Raw genomic sequence first — 21345 nt, forward strand, 5'->3', positions numbered from 1 at the left:
CCTTCCGCATCGGTTACTTTCAGACCAACGCGAACCGTACCGAGATCAGCACAAGTCAGCACCAGTTCCTGGTCGTATACTTCAGTAGCAATGTTGTCAGCGTCTACGCGAGCGATTTCCAGCGTTACACCGGAACAGTCATCGTAAGAACCTGCATCAATCATAGATGGCGTCAGGATAGCGATACCCGTGCTGGCACCACCGGCAGCAGAACCGCTGGAGATGCTGATGTTCAGACCATCTTCACAGATAGCAACCGGAGCAGTTCCGTCTTCTACACAGAATGGGTAGTCAGAGAAGTCCGTATTACCACACTCATCGGTGTAGGTGTAACGGAGAAGGTGACAGCCAACGGGGATGGCAGAAGTAATTTCTGCGTTGTTGTCCGTAGGATCAACGTCGAAAGCACCGATTGGCGTAGCGCTCAGGTCAGCACCTGGGTAGATAGTAGCCGTGATGGTTACGTCGTCAGAACAGTTGTCCGTAGCGCTGATACCAGCGTCAAGGCGGATGTAAGCTGCACAAACGTTACCGGCGTTGGTCGTGAAGATCAGGTCACCGTCAACAACACCGTCGAAGTCACGATCCTGCGTAGGACCAGAGAAAGTAGGAGCAGTCGTATCGCCAACTTTCACAACTTGCGTGAAGGTGCGAACGTCGCTTGGGTTACACCAGTCGATGACGGTGTAAGTACGAACAAACTTGTAAGTGAATGGGCAAGTAACAACAGGTTCGCCGTCAGCGTAAGTTACACCAATGTTACATACTGCATCTCCAGCACTCAGGTTGAAGACGCGACCAGCAACTTCCAGGAATGGGAAGTCCTGTACACGTGGAGCTGGGTAGTCAGCGCGGGTGGGGTTAGCCGTACCACACTGCTCATAGTTTACTACAGCCTCGATGTTGTCATCGCTCAGGTCATCCAAGGTAGGACGGCTGAAAGTGATCGTGTAAGAAGCCGTTACGCTTGGGTTCTCTTCGCCGGCAGCTGATGGGCATACAGCAATCTCAGTAGCGGTGAAAGTACGCGTCAGTACAACGTCGTTACAGCTAGGATCTTCTTCGTCGTAAACAAGAACGTCGTTTACACAAACTTCGATCTCCTGCGTACAACCATCCGTAAAGGTCGGTACGAGTGGGCTGCCACCACCTGCGAACAGACGGTTGCGGAAAGCCGTGGCCATGGTACCAGGAATGGTAGCACCAGTGCTGGAGTTGACCCGGTAACACTTGCTTACGCTAGCATCGAGAGTAGTAAGGTTGTTTCCGTCGATGTCAACACAAAGCAGTTCAACATCATCAGGAGTAGAAACTACAGCTGGTGGCGTCTTGTCTTCAGCGTTAACCCAGCCCCAACAGGTTTCGAAGTCGAGGGTCAGTGGAGAAATTGGTGGGGCAAAGGAGAAGTTAGTAATCTCCAGAACACTAGGAGCGGTGGGATCGTCACTGAAAATTGGCGTGAAACCATCGTCGACGATGCCGATGATTAGTGTATTACCTGGCCCTACCTCGAAAGAAAGTGTACCAGCTTCTGGCATATCAGTATCAAGAAGTACTTCTTCAATAGCACCTTCAAAGGTGTAAAGAACGATCGCATCGTCAAAACCTTCGTCCTGACCATTGTAATCATAGTCAAGCGTTACCGTTCCTGTTTCAGGAATCTGTACAACAGCGCGAGCAACGAGAAGTACACCAGAATCATCCGCTAGCGTCTGTAGCGTGATGGTCTCAGGGTCAGAAAACTCAACCGAACCAATGGTTGGCGGAGCGATGGGGAAACCATCTGTGAAGAAAGCTTCAAGGGTCCAGTTCTCAGGAGCAAAATCACCCGTGAAACCAATCGTTGGCTCATCACCCAGGCTGGCTGGAGAGATAGAGTACTGGAAACGTCCACAACCGTCAACGATCGGGCCGTTGCTTGGGTCGTTATCGTTTACCGTAATGTCGAATACGAAAGAGCTCAGCAGGCCGGTGTTACCGGTCAGCAGCATTTGAGGAATCAACAGTCCCTGACATTCGTCATTGAGGGTAAGGTTGAGCTCAGAGATACAAGCCAGGTTTGGCTGATCGAAAGTTACTACAACGTCGAATTCAAAGTCAACAACGTTTCCGGCAGCGTCCGTAGCAGTACCAGTTACGGTTACCGTTCCGATGTCATCACCAGTGAAAATAAGGTCACGGTCAAATTCTACTACGACATCAGCGTCACAGTTGTCCGTTGCAACAAGAACGTCACCTTCAGTAAGCGTAACAGAAGTAGTACCGTCGTTAAGAACAACTAACTGGTCGTTAGCAACAACAACCGGGGCGATGTTATCCTCAACAGTTACCGTAGCTTCACAAGTTACCGTGTTGGTACCGTCAGTAGCCGTCAGGGTTACCGTATTGTCGCCAATATCGTCACAAGTGAAATCCGTAACGTCAGCAGAAACTTCTACCGTACAGTTGTCAGTAGAACCACCGTCGATGAGAAGAGCACCAGCTTCACCGCCAGCTTCAGAAACAACACCACCATTTTCACTGGAAACATCAATAACAAATTCTCCAGCCTGGTCAGAGAAGAAAGTAGTGGCTACCAGAGTGTAATCACCCTGAGCCAGTTCAAGCTGCAGCATCAACAATGGCTCATTTAACTCACCGTCATCGTCATCACCATTAATATGGTTCAGACAAGGCTGTGCAGGATCAAAGTCACCTTCGTACATCAGGAAGTAACCGTCAAAATTGCCAGATTCCTGCATTTCAAAGGTGTACATGTCATCAGCATCAACACTGAAAGGGAAAGCTACGTAGAAGTGGTCTTCTGCGGAGTTAGCCAGTGTACACGTTGTGCTAGACCCAATTGGACGATCAAACTGAGGTCCAGTTCCGAAAGTTCCTGTGAATTGAGTCACAGCTCCACCGCCACCAGAAGAGATGATAGAAGCCATACCGTTCTCGTCGAGCTCAACGGTTACGTCAGCACAAACAGCTTCGGGGGCGATGTCGTCTACAAGAAGAACGGTAGCGATGTCTTCAACGCTTTCGTTACCCGCTTCATCAACGATGACACCAGTCAGAGTGATAAGGTCAGAGCCATCAGCCTGAATCTCAGAGTCAGCCGTATTAACACGAACGATGAGATCGCCATCAGCAGTACAGTTGTCGTCAAAAAGAGACATGATGAAGTTTTCATCAAGGCCTGCACCTTCAACCAGCAAACCGTTACAGAACTCAATGATTTCTGTAACCGTACGGTCTTGGCCGAGGATATTGTCTTGGATAAAAGTGCTACCAGGACAGGCTTCAGCGATATTGCTGGTTAGAATCTCGAGATTCAGCATGTTTGGAGCCAGGAGCGTTGGAGCCTCTGTGTCCATATCACAAGGATCCTGCGCAAAAGCAGTTAACCCGCTGAAACACAGCAGGCATAAAAGGGCCAATCGGCCCCAATTAGGTAGTAGATTCTTCATATTGTCGTCTTAAAATTCTTAGAGATTACATTAATAGGGCAATAGGCCCAATACATAAGATACCCCAAAAGTAAGTAGAAGTATTGAACTATTGGTAACACTTTATAAAAAAAATAGTGCCTGTAGCCCCCCTTTAACTGTTTCGACTTGTATCTGTACAGGAGGGAATCGGTTTCCACCTGCTAATATAGCACTATAGTTACCCTTAGAATGACTTTAGCCCCGGTTTCGCAAGTCATCGATAAAGCGGGTTAGTTCCTGCTCGTCATACACAAGCACTTCCCGCGGCTTAGACCCCTGAGACGGCCCCACAATCCCCAGTTGCTCCATTTGATCGACAATACGACCGGCCCGGTTATAACCAAGCTTCAGCCGGCGCTGGATCATAGAAGTAGAGCCATGCTGTTGCTGAATGATCAAGCGGGCAGCATCTTCGAACATATCGTCCAAATCCGCATAGGTTAAGCCACCAGAGCCTGCCATCTCCTCATCCGTGTTGTATTCCGGTAGTAGATAAGGCTCAACGTATCCTCGCTGATTACCGATAAAGTCAATCACTTCCTCTACTTCAGGGGTATCAACAAAAGCCCCCTGTAATCGGACAACGTCCCCGCCATTGCTGAGCAACATATCCCCCCGGCCAATCAATTGATCTGCTCCACCGGCATCCAGAATGGTCCGTGAATCAACCTTAGCTGTCACCTTATAAGCAATCCGGGCCGGGAAGTTCGCCTTGATGACGCCCGTGATAATATTCACCGAGGGGCGCTGAGTAGCGATAACCAGGTGAATACCTACGGCTCTGGAAAGCTGGGCCAATCTGGCAATCGGCATTTCCACCTCCTTTCCCGCCGTCATTATAAGGTCTGCAAATTCGTCGATAATCAAAACGATGAACGGCAGGAACTTATGGCCTTTCTCCGGATTAAGCCGGCGCGCTACAAATTTTTCGTTGTACTCCTTGATGTTTCTCGCAGAGGCCTTCTTTAAGAGGTCATAACGTTGATCCATCTCAATACAAAGACTATTGAGAATATGAATCACTTTCGTGGTCTCCGTCGTAATCGGCTCTGTCTGCCCGGGAAGGAAGGCCAAAAAGTGGCTTTCCAGTTTAGCGTAGGGGAAAAGCTCTACTTTTTTAGGGTCAATCATTACCAGCTTCACCTGTGAAGGGTGCTTCTTGTAAAGAATCGACATGATGATCGAGTTAATCCCCACTGATTTACCCTGTCCGGTAGCCCCCGCCACCAATAAGTGAGGCATTTTGGCCAGATCAGCAATGAGTACCTCGTTTTTGATCGTTTTACCGAGGGCCAGCGGCAGATCCATCTTCGCAGTACGGAATTTTTCACTTTCGATCACCTCTCGCATGGAGACCATCTGCGGATTCTTATTCGGCACTTCAATACCAATGGTGCCCCGACCGGGAATCGGCGCAATAATCCGGATGCCAAGCGCCGCCAGTGACAGGGCGATATCGTCTTCCAGATTTTTGATCTTCGAAATCCGGACGCCAGGCGCAGGAACGATCTCATAGAGTGTAACCGTTGGCCCAATCGTTGCCCGAATCTTCGTAATCTCAATTTTATAGTTTAATAAGGTCTCAATGATCTGATCCTTATTCGCTTCCAGTTCTGAGCGGTCTACTTCGGCCTTGCCTTGCTCTCGGTCCAGCAGCAGTTCCAGGTGCGGCGGCGCGTAATTGGGCAGGTCTAAGGTAGGGTCATAGGGTTCCGTGTGGTTCTTATTCTCCTCCGTAACCGCTAAACTGGTATCAATGCCCTGATCACCATCCGCAATGATGAGATTGTCAGAACCAACGGCCAGCGGATCTTTCCCCACCAGCGTCAGATCACCTACTGATTCCAGAGGAAGAGCCGTTTGTTCACCGGGGAGTTGCTCAATCCCACGGTCAGAAGGCAGGTCAGGGCCATCCACCTCAAACATTGACCCATCACCGGGGCTCAGAGAAACCGGACTTTTTCTGGGCGCAGACGCAGGTGCCTTGGCGGGACTAAAGTCAGCAACAGCATCAGCCTTCGGCGAGGCGGAGGGGCGTGGAGGGGGTGTCTTGCCCCGAAAACGGATTCTTTCAGAGAAATGATCCACGACATCATTCTTGATCTGTCGTGGAGAGCCATTGAAATCAATCCGGGCCTCAAACACCAGATAAAGCCCTACTAAAGCCAGTAACAGTAATATTACCCCAAAGCCACCAAGAACGCCCGTCAGGTGACTCACCAGGTACTTCCCTACCCCACCTCCCAGCGGAAACTGTGTCAATGACCCGAAAGCAAACTCCAGCAAAACGGCCAGGCCGATGGTTGCCAGCATCACCTTCACGAACAGATTACCCATTGGCTTGATGGACTGCCGGCGCAGCCGGTTAACACCCAACTGCCAAAGAAAGTAGACCAGCAGGAAACTGGGCACCCCAAAGAGAAAATACATGTAAAAATTGGAGAGAAACGCCCCCAGGCGGCCCAACCAATTATCTACCGTAGGCCCATCGTTGAGCAAAAGCTTCCAGCTGAAGCGCAGAACCCGGTCCTGATCCACCTGCCAGGTAAACAAATAGGAAAATAAAGCTACAAAGAGATAGACGGCGAAAAAACACAGCAATAGCCCGAAGAGCTTAGGGATACGCTCGTCGCTCAACCCGAATTTAAGTCCGAGTTGTTTGGTAGATTTTTTCTTTGCTTTGGCCATACAGTAAGTCAGTGGGCTGTGCCCGTAACGCGAAATTACAAAAAAGCTTTTGTACCGTCGACTTCAGTCGACGGAAAGAACATATCCGTCGACTGAAGTCGACGGTACAAACAACCTTCCCTGCACCTGCCCCGTAGTACTGCGGGCCCCGGAAACTTATTCCATACCTCGTCACCTTACCTTAGCGATACTCAAGCAAACATCATGATTGACTACCTCTCCCTGAACCGGGAACAATGGAATGCCCGCACAAAAGCACACCTGACCAGCGAATTTTATGACGTAGAAGGCTGGCTGGCCGGGAAAGACAGCCTCAAAGCGCCGGAGCTGGCCATTTTACCCAAAGATTTTTCTGGGCTCAGGATTCTTCACCTCCAGTGTCATTTCGGGCAAGACACCCTGACCTTTGCCCGTCACGGCGCCATCGTTACCGGTGTAGACCTCAGTGACGCAGCGATCACCGCCGCTCGCGAATTAGCCCAAAAAGCCAACCTCGAGGCTCGCTTTATCAACTGCGACCTCTATTCTTTGCCCGATCACCTGGAGGAGGAGGAGACCTTCGATATCGTCTTCACCAGCTATGGCACCATCACCTGGCTACCAGATCTGGATCGCTGGGCGGGCATTGTTGCCCGCTACCTCAAGCCCGGCGGGCAATTCGTCTTTGCTGAATTTCATAATATGGCCTACCTCTGGAACGACGAACGAACCGCCATCAAATACCCCTACTTCAACCCCGAACCCATCGTGGAAGAAATGACCTCCAGTTATACCGATGGCAGTGATGAGGTGCGTGGTACAGAGGTTAACTGGGATCACACCGTCAGCTCCGTTGTTACCGCCCTGCTGGGCGCAGGGCTTACCCTGAAGGGATTTCAGGAGTATGACTACTCTCCCTACAAATGCTTTCACGACTCCGTACCCGCCGGCGAGCCGGGGCATTGGCATCTGAAGCAGATGCCGGGGCTGATTCCGCTGGTGTATACATTGGATTTTTGGAAGTAGGTCGCGCTTCGCGCTCATGAACGCCACATGCTCGCGCTTCGCGCTCGGACTCCCCGGATTGCACCGCGGCTACGCCGGCGGCTCCATCCGGGGCTAAGGAGGTTTAACTCCTTCGGAGTCGGTCTAGTCGTTGCTTTCACTTAGCTTTGTGGTTCACAAATTATGTAGATTATGCACCTTATCGCCCCCTCTTTGCTCGCCGCCGATTTTCGCCGTCTTGACCAGGCCATCTCGCTCGTTAATAAGTCCGAAGCCGACTGGTTCCATCTCGACGTGATGGACGGCATGTTTGTGCCCAATATATCCTTCGGACAATTCATCATTCAGCAGGTCGCGAAGGATGCTAAAAAGTACCTGGATGTACACCTGATGATTGAGCAGCCAGAGCGCTATATTGAAAGTTTTGCGGAGGCTGGCGCCGACGGAATTACGGTGCACGCCGAAGCGACCAAGCACCTGCATCGGGTGATCCAACAGATTAAGGCAGCGGGTTGCAAAGCCGGTGTTGCGTTGAACCCCCACACTCCCGTAAGCGTACTCGAAAATGTGATCGAAGACATTGATTTAGTGTTGATTATGACCGTCAACCCTGGTTTTGGTGGCCAGAAATTCATCTATCAGAGCCTGCAAAAAATCCGTCAGGCGTATGATATGATTGTCGTTCGAAACAGCCCGGCAATCATCGAGGTAGACGGTGGCATCGGGCTGCAAAATGCCCGAAAAGTTCTCGAAGCCGGCGCACGGGTACTGGTGGCCGGAAGTGCTGTTTTCAAAGCCGAAGATCCAGCGGGGGTTATCCGGGATTTGAAGGGCCTGGAAAGCAATCCTCTGATCAGTGTTTAAGCCAGTTGAAATCGGGCTGAAACACACCGGTTTCTACTCCTTCAGCCCATCACAGGAAGCATAATCCGGGCGCTCCCCGCAGGTGCAAAAAAAGGTAAATGAGCATTGAATGGCCTACGGTAGCAACTACTCGGTCTTTAGGCTGTTAAAGAACGTTCATGCAGCAGATTAAAACCACTAATCGCCTGAAGAAAACGGGGCCTCCGATTCATCAGGCGACCATCCCGGCACTTCTTCCCGTGCAACGCTGGACGTTGAACAACGGACTTCCCGTAGTAGCGATGGGCGGTGTTGAAGCACCCGTTTTACGGGTAGAAATGATTTGGAATGCGGGGCGTCCGTTTGAGCCCAGGCCTTTGCTGGCCGGCCCGACGAACGACCTTCTGGCGGAAGGCACCCGACAGCATTCGGCCGCCGAACTGGAGTCTTTTTTCGAGCAGTTTGGCACTCGTTTGGTATTACCAGACCTCATGGACACGGGCAACCTGGCCCTGGCGACTATCCACCGTCGGATGGACGAGGTATTGCCGGTTATGGCGGAGGTAATTGCCGAGCCGGCCTTCGACGAAGCCAGTTTCAAGCGTTTTCTCCGCCGCCGCAAACAACGCCTTCGCGAAGGCTTGAGTGACAATGACACCCTGGCCTACCGCTTGATTACCGAAGCGGTATTTGGCTCTGAACACCCCTACGGGTACAACGGTTATCCGGATCTGTACGACAGCCTTCAACTCGAAGACATTCGCGCTTTCCACCAAAGCCATTTTCATGCCGGCAACGGTACGCTGCTGGTGATCGGCAACATCAATGAAGCCGTAAAGCGAAGCCTGGAGAACACCTTTGGCCAACTGCCGGCCGGGCCGGCAGCCATGGTGAATACTCCTTTGGCCTCAGCGGTAAAGCCGACGACCATACAACTACACCGGCCGAAAGCGCAACAATCGATGATCCGCCGTGGCCGGCGGGGCGTACACATTCAACATCCGGACTATCCCGGGCTGGTGGTACTGGACACTATTTTCGGCGGCTACTTCGGTAGCCGACTGATGAAGAACATCCGCGAAGAGAAGGGCTACACCTACGGCATTGAAAGCGACCTGGATACTTACCGACTGGACGGGAGCTTCGGTGTTTCCGCCGATGTGGCTAACGAAAACCTCGAAAACGTCAGGCGGGAAATTGACCTCGAAGCCAGAAAGCTGCGGCAGGACCTGATCCCCGATCAGGAGCTCAACATGGTCCGGGCCTACCTGGGAGGGAGTATTTCCATGGAGCTGGACGGCCCATTTGGCCACGCCTTCCGCTATCGTTCCGCCATCATCAAAGATTATGAGCCCATTGATTTCCTCGCCCGCTTAGAGGATACGATCCATCACATTACAGCCAATGAGCTACGGGAGCTGGCAGAACGCTACTTAAGTCCGGGAGACGATTGGGAGATAATTGTCGGTGGCGGGGATAAGATCGAGGGCGCTCGTTCTCTGACCCTGGAACAGGTGTCGCGGCCACTGGGTGAAACCACCTGATATTGGCACGAGTGCCTCAGCTTCATAAGGCACTTATAATCAATAGCATAGGCTCCTTCTCAACACGGCACCTTCGAACATTTTTTTGCACCTGCGCCCCGGCGCCGCTTAGCCCCGGAAATCACACAAAGATTTCTTTTCTACGATAAAAAAAGTCCATTTTACCTCCGCAAACTGGTCAAAAAATGGTCCTTGTAACATTAAAGGAAGGAAATGACGGGTTTACGCTGCTTTTTTACGACTTTTGCGGACGTAATTACACGGGAAAGACACATAACACGATAGATGAGGTTTTTTAGCCTGTTTCAACAAAATTTAGCCATCGACCTGGGAACAGCGAATACGCTGATTATCCAGAACGAGCAAGTCGTCGTCGACGAGCCTTCGATCGTTGCCATCAACCGCCGGACGGAAGAGACGATTGCAGTAGGGCGCCGGGCCATGCAGATGCATGAGAAGACGCATGAGAACATCAAGACCGTTCGGCCACTCAAAGACGGCGTGATCGCTGACTTCCGCGCTGCGGAGCACATGATCAAGGGGATGATCGAAATGATCGGCACCCGAAAATCATTCTTTACTCACCTCAAAATGGTAATCTGCATCCCTTCCGGTATTACGGAAGTGGAAAAGCGTGCTGTATTTGAGAGTGCGGCCAGAGTAGACTCTAAGGAGACTTACCTGATTTACGAGCCCATGGCTGCGGCGCTGGGTATCGGCCTTGACGTTGAGGAACCCATCGGCAATATGATCGTCGACATAGGCGGCGGAACGACCGAGATTGCGGTAATCGCGCTTTCGGGCATTGTTTGTGACCAGAGTATCCGCGTTGCGGGAGATGAGTTCACGGAGAACATTGCCAGCTACATGAAGCGGCAACATAACATCCTGATCGGAGAAAGAACGGCAGAACAGATCAAAATCCACGTCGGCTCCGCACTGACGGAACTGGACGATCCACCAGCAGACTACGCCGTCAATGGACGGGATTTGCTCAATGGTATCCCCCGGCAGATTACGGTAACCTATCAGGAAATTGCTGCTGCGCTGGATGAATCCATCGTTTCTATCGAAGAGGCCGTTATTCGGGCGCTGGAAACCACGCCTCCGGAACTGGCCAGTGACATCTATTCCACCGGCCTGTACCTGACCGGCGGCGGAGCCTTGCTTCGGGGACTAGACAAACGCCTGAGTAAGAAGACCCAGCTTCCGGTTCACGTAGCTGAGGACCCGCTAACGGCCGTAGTACGCGGAACGAGTAAGGCCCTTGCCGACACCCACCGGTACCGCGCCATTCTGGTGCCCAGCAGCAGTGTAAGCTAGAAATCAACCCCGCCAGATGGAGCAAATCCTCCGCTTATTTTACAACAACGGCAGTTTTTTCACCTTCTGTGCCCTGCAGGTTTTGTGCTTTTACCTGATCATAAACCACAACAGCGCGCAAAGTGCTATTGCGGCGGAGACCTGGTCTATTGGAACCGGCAAATACAAAAGTGTGTCCACCACGGTCAATAACTACTTTGACCTCAGGGAACAAAACGAGGTCCAAATGCGGGAAAATGCCCGACTGAGACGCTTGTTACCCAATGCGCTCTACGATCTCAGAGCCAACGTAGACAGCATCATTGATGGTAAGTACCTGCAGCGGTATAACTTCCTCCCGGCCAATATTGTCAACCGATCTCCCTACAGCCCCAACAATTTTCTGGTTATCAACCGGGGAGATAACCTTGGGATTCAGGCGGGGCAGGGCATTATCGACGACCGTGGCCTGGTGGGAATAGTTGATCAATCAACGGAGTTATTTGCCCGGGTTATTTCTATCCTCCACCAGGATACCCGCATTAGTGCCGGGCTAAAAGACAACACCTTCGGCACCCTACGCTGGGATGGAAAGGACCCCAGATACATGACCCTGACCGACATCCCGGATTACACAGAAATCAGCCAGCAGGACACTGTTTTCACCACTGGCTATTCTAATGTATTTCCAACGGGCCATGCCATTGGCCTGGTTACAGACACCGAAATTCAGGCCGGTACTGGAAGCATGAACCTTCAGGTACGCTTGTTTAACGATCCCCTTCGGGTTTCATCCGTTTACGTTGTTCAGGATCTTTTCAAGGAAGAACTTGGCATTTTAAACGCTCAATAAAGAATATGCGGGGAGCTGATCCGGTAAGCAATGTTATTCGTTTCATCCTGTTGCTGTTCCTGCAGGTGTTTCTCTTTCGTCAGATCAGCCTGGGCTATGGTGGCAAGGAGTTGCTATTCATATTCATCACGCCGCTGTTCATTGCCCTACTTCCGCTCCGGACACCAAAGCCGCTGGTGGTAATCTTTGCTTTCCTGATTGGTTTCGGAACAGACCTGTTCTACGAAACACTTGGCCTGCACGCCGCAGCGGCTACCTTTGCCGGCTACATACGGCAGTTTGTGTTAACTATTCTGGCGCCTAAAGACGGCTATAAGGTAAAAGCCAATCCGGACGGCAATGATCTGCCCCAGAGCTGGTGGCTGCGCTACCTTGGCCTGATGCTGGGGGGATACTGTCTTTTCTACTTCAGTATGGAGGCTTTTTCTCCGGTTTTCTGGAAAGACATCAGTTTAAAAACACTGCTTACGACCCCGGTTTCCTGGCTGGTTTCTGTGATATTGGTAAGCTTTTTACGACCGAGGATTTAGCGGACTGATTGTTTCCCCTAAAATGTCGATCTTTGTTAATAGCGCTATGTAAACACGGATAGTAGATAACTGGATTTTCTTGCAGCATTTCATGACCGGATCTAACACCACAAGGCAGGTACAACGGGGAACGACCATCAGAATCATTATTCTGATCATCGCTGCTATGCTGGTGGGTAAAGCCGTACATCTGCAGGTTTTCAGCGAATACTGGCAGGGGCGGGCCGCAAGAGTGGGTGAAAGTAAAGAAAAACTGTATCCCGCACGGGGCTTAATGGCCGACCGTAATGGCAAATTACTCACCATCAACGAGCCGGTGTATCAGATCGAAATGATCTATAATCAGTTCATAAAGGAACACGAGCGATTTGACACGAGCGAGTTTTGCCGGCTGCTGCAAATTTCTCCGGAGTACTTCGAAAATGCGATTCCCAAGCAGTGGGCGCCGAAGTACAGCAAGAGCAAGCCTTTCATCTTTCTGGCGAACGTCTCTCCCCGGAAATACGCGACCTTTCAGGAGAATCTTTTCCGCTTCCCGGGCTTTTCGGCCAGTCTGCGGAGTTCAAGAAATTACCCGCGGCCGGTGGCAGCGCACGTATTGGGCTATATGGGGGAAGTGGACCAGCGAGCCATTGATCGTGAGGGCGATCGGTATTCCACGGGAGACTATCACGGCATCTCCGGCCTGGAGTATAAGTATGAGAAAGACCTGAGGGGTGAGAAAGGAGAGCGCTGGCTGTACCGCGACCGACTCGGGCGGGCCGTGGGCTCCTCCGGTGTGGAAGAAGAAGCCGTGGTGGGTAGCGATTTGATTACAACCATTGACCTTGATTTGCAGCAGTACGGTGAGAGCCTGATGGTGAATAAAGTGGGGACGGTGATTGCCATTGAGCCGGCTACGGGAGAAATTCTGACGATGATCTCTGCGCCCACTTACAATCCGCGTTCTTTGCGGATCGGGCGGGACCGGAGCAGCTTCTTTACCCAACTTCAACGGGATACCCTGCAGCCGCTGCTCAACCGCGCCATCAACGGTAAATATGCGCCGGGCTCCCCCTTCAAGACCCTGGTTGCCCTCATCGGGCTTCAAACCGGCACTCTGGACGCCAACCGGGGTATGGCCTGCCGGGGCGGTTTCTGGAGTGGAGGGAAAATGTTACTGGGCTGCCACAGCCACCCATACGTCAATAACGTAGAGCAGGCCATTGCGCAGAGCTGTAATAACTACTTCGTTACCTCTTGGCTGGAAAATGTCAATCGCTACGGGGGCTTATCTCCGGTAGAAGGCATGGATGACTTCAATGACTATCTCTATCAGTTCGGACTTGGAAGAAAGTTAGGGATTGACTTCCCGGGTGAGATTTCCGGTTTTGTGCCTACCAGTGAGTTTTATGCCAAGCGCTTTGCCGACGAGCAGTACTGGCGGGCCATTTGGATCCGGAGCCTTGCCATCGGCCAGGGCGAATATGAGCTGACCAGCCTGCAGATCACCAATTTTATTGCCGCCATCGCTAACCGCGGGCACTGGTACACCCCTCATCTGGTAAAACAGATGCAAGTAGGGAATGAAGGTGTTGGCCGGCCAGTCAAGGTAGAACGACACGATATTGACATCGACCGCCAGCACTTTGAAACGGTGGTGGAAGGCATGCGGCAAACCGTCACTAACGGTACGGCCCGCTTAGCCTTCACCCCTGGCATTGACATTTGCGGTAAAACCGGAACGATCCAGAACAGATACGGAGACCACTCCGCCTTCACCGCTTTTGCGCCGAAGGACAATCCTAAAATTGCCATCCTCGTCTACATCGAGAACGGTGGCTATGGTGGCTCCGTCGCCGCTCCCATCGCCAGTCTGATGATCGAGAAATACCTCAACGGTAACATTGCCAAAAACCGTAAGTGGCTGGAGCAGCGGATGTTTGATAAGGACATGACGAACCGGGGAGAGACTTCGATACGGGAGGTGCGGTAGGTTGGTATTTTGGTTCTTTGGTAGGTTGGTATTTTGGTTCTTTGGTGTTTTGGTTCTTTGGGCTACAACATGTTGGAGACTATTTCACATTGATACTGTACCGTTTTAGTAGATTCTGGCGCGGACACTTCGACAGGCTTAGCGGGGTCCGCAGGTGCAAAGAAAGAGTAGAAAAGAGCTGTGTAGGCGCTATCCTTTAGAGATGGGGCTTCAACCGGGTATTCATTGCGATTCCGGAGGAATCTCGCCTTTAGAGACTAAGCAGGTCTCCCTTGCTCGTTATCTATACCCTGCACCTGCGGTTCGCGCCGTATTCCACTTTAAAGCTCAGATATGATTGTCCCGAAAGGTGCAAAGATTGATCTTGCTATGCATAAGAATAAACAAAGCGATCAGCCATTAACATCCTGGCGGTGATGCCTGAATGCTAATGACTGATCGCTAAAAATTCAGGAAGCAGTAATGATAGCAGACCTACTATCAGACTATCCCTACTATCATTACTTCACTACGGCCGCTTCGCCTCCGCCTTAGCGAAGTCACCAGCCCGGACCATAAGCATCTTGTCTACGTCGAGGTACTTGGCCATGGCCTTATTGATGGCTTCCGGCGTCAGGCCGACCATCTTTTCTTCCAGGGCTTTAGACCATTGCATGTCCCGCTTCAGGAAGAGGTTGTTGCTCAGTCTGCTAGCCAGCGAGCGGTCCTGCGCCCGGCTCAATTGCCGACTTTGCACCCAACCGCTTTTAGCGGCTTCGAGTTCTTCGGCGGTGAAGCCTTCGGTACGAACCTTATCGATCTCTTCGCGGAAAGCTTTCTCCAGCGCTTCGCGGTTTTCGGGGTTGTAGATAGCATAGGCCATGAATGTGCCGGTTTTATCAATGGCACCAGCGTTGAAATTACTACCTACGCCGTAACTCAGGCCTTCTTTCTGGCGAATGCGGGTAGCCAGGCGACTGTTCAGAAATCCTCCCCCGAGCATAAAGTTGCCCATTACGAGTGCGGGGTAATCCGGATGATCCTGTCCGATGGGGAATGCCTGGGTGGCTACGAAGACAGCATTGGCCTTATCCGGTGTTTCCATTTTGACGGCATCCGGCTTGGTATCACGGTGCTTACGGCCGATGCGGACATAATCCGTCGGGCTTTTCCAATCACCGAAGGCTTCCGTCAGCGCGGTTTTCACCTCCTCTGCGTCCATGTCTCCACTGGCGCCGAAGGTGATGTTCGCACCGCCGTAAAAGTCATCGTAGAACTTCCGTACGTCTTCAATCGTAACGGAGTTGATGCGCTCCACGCTCTCGTCGAAGCTGGTAGCGTAGTAAGGGTGATCCTTCGGGAAGTGATTCGTCCGCTTACTCATTTCGGTGAAAGCGATGGCCTGTGGGTCGGAGCGACTCTGCTCAATACCGGCGAGCTGTTCCTTTTTCATTTTGGCAAATTCTTCTTCCGGGAAGCTGGGGTTACGCATGATCTCGCCCACCAGCTTAATGACTTCCGCCAGGTTATCCCGTTCGGTTTCCACACTGAAGCCGGTGCTATTTACCCCGCCATAGATCCGGACACGGGCTTTTAGCGCGTCGAACTTATCCTGAATATCCTGTCGGCTCATCTCATCCGTTCCCATCATCAGCATCCGGCCGGTGAAGCTGGCCGCCGCGGCGCGGCCGCGCAGTGCCTCCAGATTACCGAAGCGGGCGTTCATATTTGCCTGAACACTGTTACCGCGGGTTTCCTTAGGCAGCAGGCTGAACTCGATGGTTTCCTTTTTACCCAGCTTGCCGGACAGGGTGCGCTGGTCGATATTGTCGTAGCTGGGGTCAAAGGCTTCGCCTTCGGCGACGGCCTCGCCGCCAACGTAACCGTTGGTGATGATGCTCAGGTCACGCACTTCGGGTACTTCTACGCGATCAGGCTCTTCGGTGGGGAAGAAACGCCCAACCGTGCGGTTAGAAGGCTTAAAGTAGGTATTCGCTACCCGCATGACGTCTTCCGGGGTTACTTCCTTAACGCGGTCGCGGTTGATGAAGCCCAGGCGCCAGTCTCCCTGCGCGATGTAGGCGCTCATCGTCAGGCCTACGCGGTTAGCATCCCGCTGGCCCAATTCAAAATTCTTGAGCAGCTTGTCTTTGGAGCGCTTCACCTCTTCAGCCGTAGGCGCTTCCGTACGGATTTTCTCGATGGTCTCCTTGAAGGCCGCTTCCACGGCAGCGAGGTCATTTTCCTTCAGCACGTTGACGTTGAACATGGCGAAGCCAGGCTCGGCCAGCGCCGGGGCAAAGCCCCAAACGACGGACGCATCTCCGTCTTCCACCAATGCCTTATAAAGCCGGCCACTGGGCTGGCTGGTAAGAATGTCCATCAATACCGACACGGCGGGGTAATCGGCATGCGGACCGGCAGGGACGTGGTAAGCGGCCTGTACGACCTGTACATCACCCGTACGGCGAAGCTCCACAAAACGCTCTCCGTCCTGTACCGGCTCGCGGGTGTAGGTTGGGTAGAGGCTGCGCTCCGGACGCGGAATTTTACCGAACTTTTCCTGAATGAGTTCCAATGTTTTGGCTTCATCAATTTTGCCGGCCACCACCAGTACAGCATTGTCCGGCTGGTAGTATTTGCGGTAGAAGCCCTGCAGGCGTTCGATCGGCACGTTCTCCAGATCGGCCTTGGAGCCGATGGTCGATTTGCCGTAGTTGTGCCAGAGATAAGCAGAGCTCAGCACCCGCTGCATGAGAATACCACCGGGGTTATTCTCTCCGGACTCAAACTCATTACGGACCACGGTCATCTCACTGTCGAGGTCTTTCTTGGCGATGAAGGAGTTAACCATCCGGTCGGCTTCCATGTCGAGGGCCCAATCGAGGTTTTCGTCGCTGGCGGCGAAGGTCTCGTAGTAGTTCGTACGATCATACCAGGTAGTACCGTTGGGGCGGGCACCGTGGCTGGTGAGTTCGGCCGGGATGTCCGGGTGATCGGGCGTACCCTTAAAGACGAGGTGCTCCAGCAAGTGAGCCATACCGGTTTCGCCGTAGGCCTCATGGCGGGACCCAACCTTATAAGTAATGTTGACGGTGATGTTAGGGACCGACTGATCAGGGAAAAGAAGAACTTTCAGGCCGTTCTCCAGCTGATATTCAGTGATGCCCTCTACGGTAGTTATTTTTTCGGGGACCTTTTGGGCCGCAAGGGTAAAGGTGGCCGCCATAAAGAGGGCGGCTAATAATCGTAAACGCATGAATGAATGGTTAAAGGGTGAAAACTTATCGCTATAAGGTCTAAAACGTTGAGACGAGACCTAAACGTCTATCGACTAAAGACGCTAACAAATAGACGAAGGTGGCTCACCATTTAGGCTTTGTCGGCCGGGTGACGGCAAAACCATCATCGTCGACAGGCCCTTTCGAGGATTTCACTGCCCTGATCCAATCCACTGCACCCGCGCCCCGTCGCCCTGCCCTGCCCTGCCTGCCTCCCTAAAAAGCAAAAAGCGATCAACGGACAGCATTCAGCAGGATTTTGCCTGAAAGCTGATCGTTGATCGCTTTTTTTTGGTGAAGCACCGATGTAGACTTTTCCAATCGACCTACGAATGCTCATTTTTCGCGGCCAGATTAGAAAAATCTACATCAGAACGAATAGAAAAGGAAGCTATTCTTCTTCCAAAGGAAAAAGAACAGCTTCTGATTCTGTTGTGCGGCTATTTAGCCATGGCAGAGCGAATCATACCGATAATGGCCAGCAAAACACCACCACCAACGCCACCGCTGGCCACGTTACTCACAATAGTGCCAATATCCAACGCTTCGCTACCTGCACCAGCGCCCAGGCCCAGCATGCCAAGAATGACACCACCAATACCGCCGCCAGCGATGCCAACGACAGAATTCCAAAGGGTGCCCAAAGAAGAGTCCTTCATGAGCGAGCCGGCAAGGTTACCACCCAGTGCGCCACTAAGAAGAGAAATAATAGTACCAATCATTTTAATGTGTTTTGATGAAGAGCTTCTCTAAACTTTATTGTCGAGCACTTGCCTCAAAGCAGCGTACTTCACTGCCAGGTAAATTAAGCCACCCTGCTTTCGACTGAGCGGTCATAATACAACCTTGAACGTGTGATACCTGCTTGTCCGAATTAGTCCTGTTTGTTTGTTCAGATCCACTTTAAGAATGCCTGAAGATACGTTTAACTTCCATACATCAAAATAAATGACTGAATTTATCACAATGAACAATTATTAACTCTACATTATCACATTTTATTTATTTTAAATTGGGAAAAACAAACAGCACCCTCCTTTTCACCAAATGCACATTTCTCATTGTTAATCCGGCCCACAACCACCGTAGTTAAGCGCAAGCCTGCCGAAATCCTTAGCTTGTGCCACGGTCCCGCCCCTGACGAATCAATCCTACACTTTACACACTACCTCCCATGGCAGAATCCTTAGGTATTCTTACGCTTCTTCCTCCCGTCATTGCCATTCTGCTGGCCATCGCTACGCGACAGGTTTTCATTTCCCTGATCGTAGGCATTTTTATGGGCTACGTGATCCTGGCGGGTGGTAACCCCTGGCTGGGTTTTCTGGACACGATGCAGGGGCTGGTGGATGTTTTTTCGGACGCCGGCAATACCCGTACCATCATGTTCTGCGCACTGGTCGGTGCGCTGATTGTGTTCATGCAGCGTTCGGGTGGTGTAGCCGGTTTTATCGCTTTCGTAGAGCGTAAATTGCAGAAATACGAAGACCGACAGGATGGCTCCGGCAAAGTTGTCGTTCAGCTGCTGGCCTGGCTGACGGGTGCGCTGGTCTTCGTGGAAAGCTCTATTTCTGTGCTTACGGTGGGCACGCTTTACCGGCCCATCTTCGATAAAATGGGCATCAGCCGGGAGAAGCTGGCCTATATCGCCGACTCCAGTTCGGCACCGAGTTCTATCCTCATCCCCTTTAATGGCTGGGGAGCGTTCATCATGACCTTACTGGCGGCGGAGGGTTTCGCCAACCCGTTTTCGACCATGATCAAGGCGCTGGGCTACAACTTTTACGCCATCATCGCGCTCCTGCTGGTGCCTGTCATCATCCTGCTGAAACGAGATTTCGGGCCGATGAGGAAGGCCGAAACCCGGGCGCAGGGTGGGCAGCTACTGAGTGATGGGGCAACACCGGTGGTGGATACGGAGCTGACGGATATTGCCGCCAAAGAGGGCGTCGTTCCTAACCTCTGGAACATGGTGCTTCCCATTGTGGTCATGGTACTTTGCATGCCGCTCATGCTGGCTTATACGGGCTGGGATACGGCCAGAGGTGTGCTGGGCGCTGACGCAGGTGCCGTGGAAGTCTTTTTATTAGCAGTGGGCAGGGGCTCCGGCTCTACCTCCGTGCTGGTGGCCGTAACGCTGTCTATTCTCGTCAGTATGGGCTTCTACAAAGCCCAGGGCATTTTTGGTATCCGGGAGAGCGTTGACCTGGTGCTAAAGGGCATCGCCGGCCTAATCCCCCTCGCCCTGCTGATGCTACTGGCCTTCGCCATCGGCTCTCTCTGTAAGCAGCTGGAAACGGGCATTTATGTGGCCGACGTCGCTAAGGGCTTCCTCTCCCCCGCCCTGGTTCCTTTCCTGGTATTCGTTGTGACTTGCTTCATCGCTTTCAGCACCGGCTCCAGCTGGGGCACCTTTGCCATCATGATTCCCATCGCGGTCCCCATGTCAGAACAGATGGATGCCAACGTGCTCATGGCCATTGCTGCCGTACTTGGTGGTGGTGTCTTCGGAGACCACTGCTCCCCCATCTCGGACACGACCATCCTGTCGTCGATGGCTTCCGCCACCGACCATGTGGATCACGTAAAAACCCAGTTACCCTATGCAGGCATTGCGGGTGGGCTGGCGGCCATGCTGTACCTGGTATTGGGCCTGCTGTAAACACCAAAGGGTGGCTGCCGTATTGAAAAATTATTTTGTTGAGCCAACTGCACCTTACCCAACATGAAAAGAATCCTTCTGATAGTCATCCTGGCGGCTGCCTGCACCAGCCTCTCCGCCCAGTTGGAAGCCCGATTCGGGACCGTAGTGGACCGGGCTACCAGCCAGCCCATCCCCCGCGCCAGTGTGGGGATTTCCGGGACAGAAACAGGCACCTACGCTCATTCTGACGGAACTTTCTCGCTACAGCGATTATCCACCACGGATACGCTTATTTTTTCCGCGCTTGGTTACCTGCCGCTTCGATTTAGTATGCGGGAGATTCCTGATACCATTCGTCTGCAAGCCCTTTCATACGACCTGCCAACGGTAGATTTTGTCGCTAAAAAAGAAAAAGAGCAGGTCGTCGGTCTTGGCTTTCAGAAGCGAAAAATTCGGGGAGGCCTGATTCCACCCGTTGGCAATCAATTCGCCCGGTATGTGGCGAACCCCTACGGCGAGGAGGGGCTATTGGCAGCGGCTACCTTTCAGTTTTCCCGGGGTATCCGCAGCCTGAATTCCGGAGGGCTTTTTCGCGTGCGGGTCTTCGCCCGCAAGCCCAACATGAACACCTTTCACCCCGGACAGGATTTGTTGCTGGAGACCGTCGAATTCGCTACGAGTTGGAAAGGAGGCTTCATCAACATTCCGCTACGGGAATACGGCATTGCCTTCCCTCCTGAAGGGCTCTTCATCGGGCTGGAATATCTTGCCCCCGCCGGCAATATCCCCATTTGGGAAGATGGCAGAACGACCGGCCCCATCATCGGTAAATACACGACGACCAACGGTACGGCCCTGACCTTTGCCCGTTACCGGGACAACTTCTGGAGTATCAGAAACCTGCCCCGCTGGCAGGAAGAGGAAGTGCCGAACATGGCCTTCGGAGCGGTGGTGGTTTTTCGGCGGTGATTTTACACATCGGGTGTAGGGTGATAAGAATTTGCAACTCGCCAACTTTAAATAAGAAATTAATAGAGAGTAAAAGTGCTACAATTCACTGATAATCATGGCCGAAGGGTCACCCCTCTCCTTCGGAGAGGGGCCGGGGGCAGGGCTAACGCATACTCACCGGACGCTCAAAGGAACTCAGCAATTTCGCCTCCGGCTCCATGGCTGAGCACACTTCGAGGTCCTAGACTGCCAATTTAGGACCTCGAAGTGTGCATTTTCCGTAGCGGAGCGAAGGATA

13 protein-coding genes are annotated in these 21345 nt (G+C 52.3%); 9 read left to right on the forward strand and 4 right to left on the reverse strand.

Features of this window, described 5'->3' with window-relative positions; genetic code table 11:
• Window positions 1-3452 (reverse strand): hypothetical protein (locus BM123_RS15620; protein ID WP_139211907.1); only part of this gene is annotated, 3452 nt, incomplete at its 3' end.
• Window positions 3453-3668: 216 nt separating this feature from the next.
• Window positions 3669-6161, reverse strand: coding sequence for an FtsK/SpoIIIE family DNA translocase (locus BM123_RS15625; RefSeq protein ID WP_090170207.1), 2493 nt, complete (start codon window positions 6159-6161; stop codon window positions 3669-3671).
• 204 nt (window positions 6162-6365) lie between these two features.
• On the opposite strand from BM123_RS15625, the gene BM123_RS15630 reads away from it, so the two are divergent.
• The 7 genes from BM123_RS15630 to BM123_RS15660 all read left to right on the forward strand — a co-directional run bounded on the left by BM123_RS15630 (window position 6366) and on the right by BM123_RS15660 (window position 14192).
• A complete protein-coding gene (locus tag BM123_RS15630) occupies window positions 6366-7166 on the forward strand; it encodes a class I SAM-dependent methyltransferase (protein ID WP_090170210.1) in 801 nt (266 codons plus the stop codon).
• Between the two features lie 171 nt (window positions 7167-7337).
• The gene (gene rpe, locus BM123_RS15635; protein WP_175489417.1) at window positions 7338-8009 is read left to right on the forward strand and encodes a ribulose-phosphate 3-epimerase; all 672 of its coding nucleotides are present in this window, start codon (window positions 7338-7340) and stop codon (window positions 8007-8009) included.
• A 158-nt stretch (window positions 8010-8167) separates the two neighbouring features.
• Window positions 8168-9532 carry a M16 family metallopeptidase gene (locus BM123_RS15640; protein ID WP_090170214.1) on the forward strand — a complete coding sequence of 455 codons (1365 nt, stop codon included), beginning with the start codon at window positions 8168-8170 and terminating at the stop codon, window positions 9530-9532.
• Window positions 9533-9817: 285 nt separating this feature from the next.
• Window positions 9818-10855, forward strand: a complete 1038-nt coding sequence (locus BM123_RS15645) for a rod shape-determining protein (RefSeq protein WP_090170216.1) — start codon at window positions 9818-9820, stop codon at window positions 10853-10855.
• A 16-nt stretch (window positions 10856-10871) separates the two neighbouring features.
• The gene (gene mreC, locus BM123_RS15650) at window positions 10872-11687 is read left to right on the forward strand and encodes a rod shape-determining protein MreC (RefSeq protein WP_090170218.1); all 816 of its coding nucleotides are present in this window, start codon (window positions 10872-10874) and stop codon (window positions 11685-11687) included.
• Between the two features lie 5 nt (window positions 11688-11692).
• A complete protein-coding gene (locus BM123_RS15655) occupies window positions 11693-12217 on the forward strand; it encodes a hypothetical protein (protein ID WP_090170220.1) in 525 nt (174 codons plus the stop codon).
• A 91-nt stretch (window positions 12218-12308) separates the two neighbouring features.
• Entirely contained in the window at window positions 12309-14192 is a 1884-nt protein-coding gene (locus BM123_RS15660) for a peptidoglycan D,D-transpeptidase FtsI family protein (protein ID WP_090170222.1), read from the forward strand.
• A 508-nt stretch (window positions 14193-14700) separates the two neighbouring features.
• Here BM123_RS15660 and BM123_RS15665 read toward each other — a convergent pair.
• Together BM123_RS15665 and BM123_RS15670 are read right to left on the reverse strand one after the other, a co-directional pair.
• Window positions 14701-17430, reverse strand: coding sequence for a M16 family metallopeptidase (locus BM123_RS15665; RefSeq protein WP_090170224.1), 2730 nt, complete (start codon window positions 17428-17430; stop codon window positions 14701-14703).
• 462 nt (window positions 17431-17892) lie between these two features.
• The gene (locus BM123_RS15670) at window positions 17893-18174 is read right to left on the reverse strand and encodes a hypothetical protein (protein WP_090170226.1); all 282 of its coding nucleotides are present in this window, start codon (window positions 18172-18174) and stop codon (window positions 17893-17895) included.
• 452 nt (window positions 18175-18626) lie between these two features.
• On the opposite strand from BM123_RS15670, the gene BM123_RS15675 reads away from it, so the two are divergent.
• Both BM123_RS15675 and BM123_RS15680 read left to right on the forward strand, forming a co-directional pair.
• Complete coding sequence (locus BM123_RS15675) at window positions 18627-20114, forward strand: Na+/H+ antiporter NhaC family protein (RefSeq protein WP_090170228.1); 1488 nt, start codon at window positions 18627-18629, stop codon at window positions 20112-20114.
• Between the two features lie 63 nt (window positions 20115-20177).
• Window positions 20178-21065, forward strand: a complete 888-nt coding sequence (locus BM123_RS15680) for a carboxypeptidase-like regulatory domain-containing protein (RefSeq protein ID WP_090170230.1) — start codon at window positions 20178-20180, stop codon at window positions 21063-21065.
• Window positions 21066-21345: the final 280 nt, after the last annotated feature.

This window comes from Neolewinella agarilytica (genome assembly GCF_900110645.1).
Lineage (GTDB): Bacteria > Bacteroidota > Bacteroidia > Chitinophagales > Saprospiraceae > Neolewinella > Neolewinella agarilytica.

What these genes read in the sequence shown, in the direction of transcription:
- BM123_RS15625 (WP_090170207.1), bottom strand. Translation starts at nt 6,161, where the DNA reads ATGGCCAAAGCAAAGAAAAAATCTACCAAACAACTCGGACTTAAATTC.
- BM123_RS15655 (WP_090170220.1), top strand. Translation starts at nt 11,693, where the DNA reads ATGCGGGGAGCTGATCCGGTAAGCAATGTTATTCGTTTCATCCTGTTG.
- rpe (WP_175489417.1), top strand. Translation starts at nt 7,338, where the DNA reads ATGCACCTTATCGCCCCCTCTTTGCTCGCCGCCGATTTTCGCCGTCTT.
- BM123_RS15680 (WP_090170230.1), top strand. Translation starts at nt 20,178, where the DNA reads ATGAAAAGAATCCTTCTGATAGTCATCCTGGCGGCTGCCTGCACCAGC.
- BM123_RS15675 (WP_090170228.1), top strand. Translation starts at nt 18,627, where the DNA reads ATGGCAGAATCCTTAGGTATTCTTACGCTTCTTCCTCCCGTCATTGCC.
- BM123_RS15640 (WP_090170214.1), top strand. Translation starts at nt 8,168, where the DNA reads ATGCAGCAGATTAAAACCACTAATCGCCTGAAGAAAACGGGGCCTCCG.
- BM123_RS15645 (WP_090170216.1), top strand. Translation starts at nt 9,818, where the DNA reads ATGAGGTTTTTTAGCCTGTTTCAACAAAATTTAGCCATCGACCTGGGA.
- mreC (WP_090170218.1), top strand. Translation starts at nt 10,872, where the DNA reads ATGGAGCAAATCCTCCGCTTATTTTACAACAACGGCAGTTTTTTCACC.
- BM123_RS15630 (WP_090170210.1), top strand. Translation starts at nt 6,366, where the DNA reads ATGATTGACTACCTCTCCCTGAACCGGGAACAATGGAATGCCCGCACA.
- BM123_RS15670 (WP_090170226.1), bottom strand. Translation starts at nt 18,174, where the DNA reads ATGATTGGTACTATTATTTCTCTTCTTAGTGGCGCACTGGGTGGTAAC.
- BM123_RS15660 (WP_090170222.1), top strand. Translation starts at nt 12,309, where the DNA reads ATGACCGGATCTAACACCACAAGGCAGGTACAACGGGGAACGACCATC.
- BM123_RS15665 (WP_090170224.1), bottom strand. Translation starts at nt 17,430, where the DNA reads ATGCGTTTACGATTATTAGCCGCCCTCTTTATGGCGGCCACCTTTACC.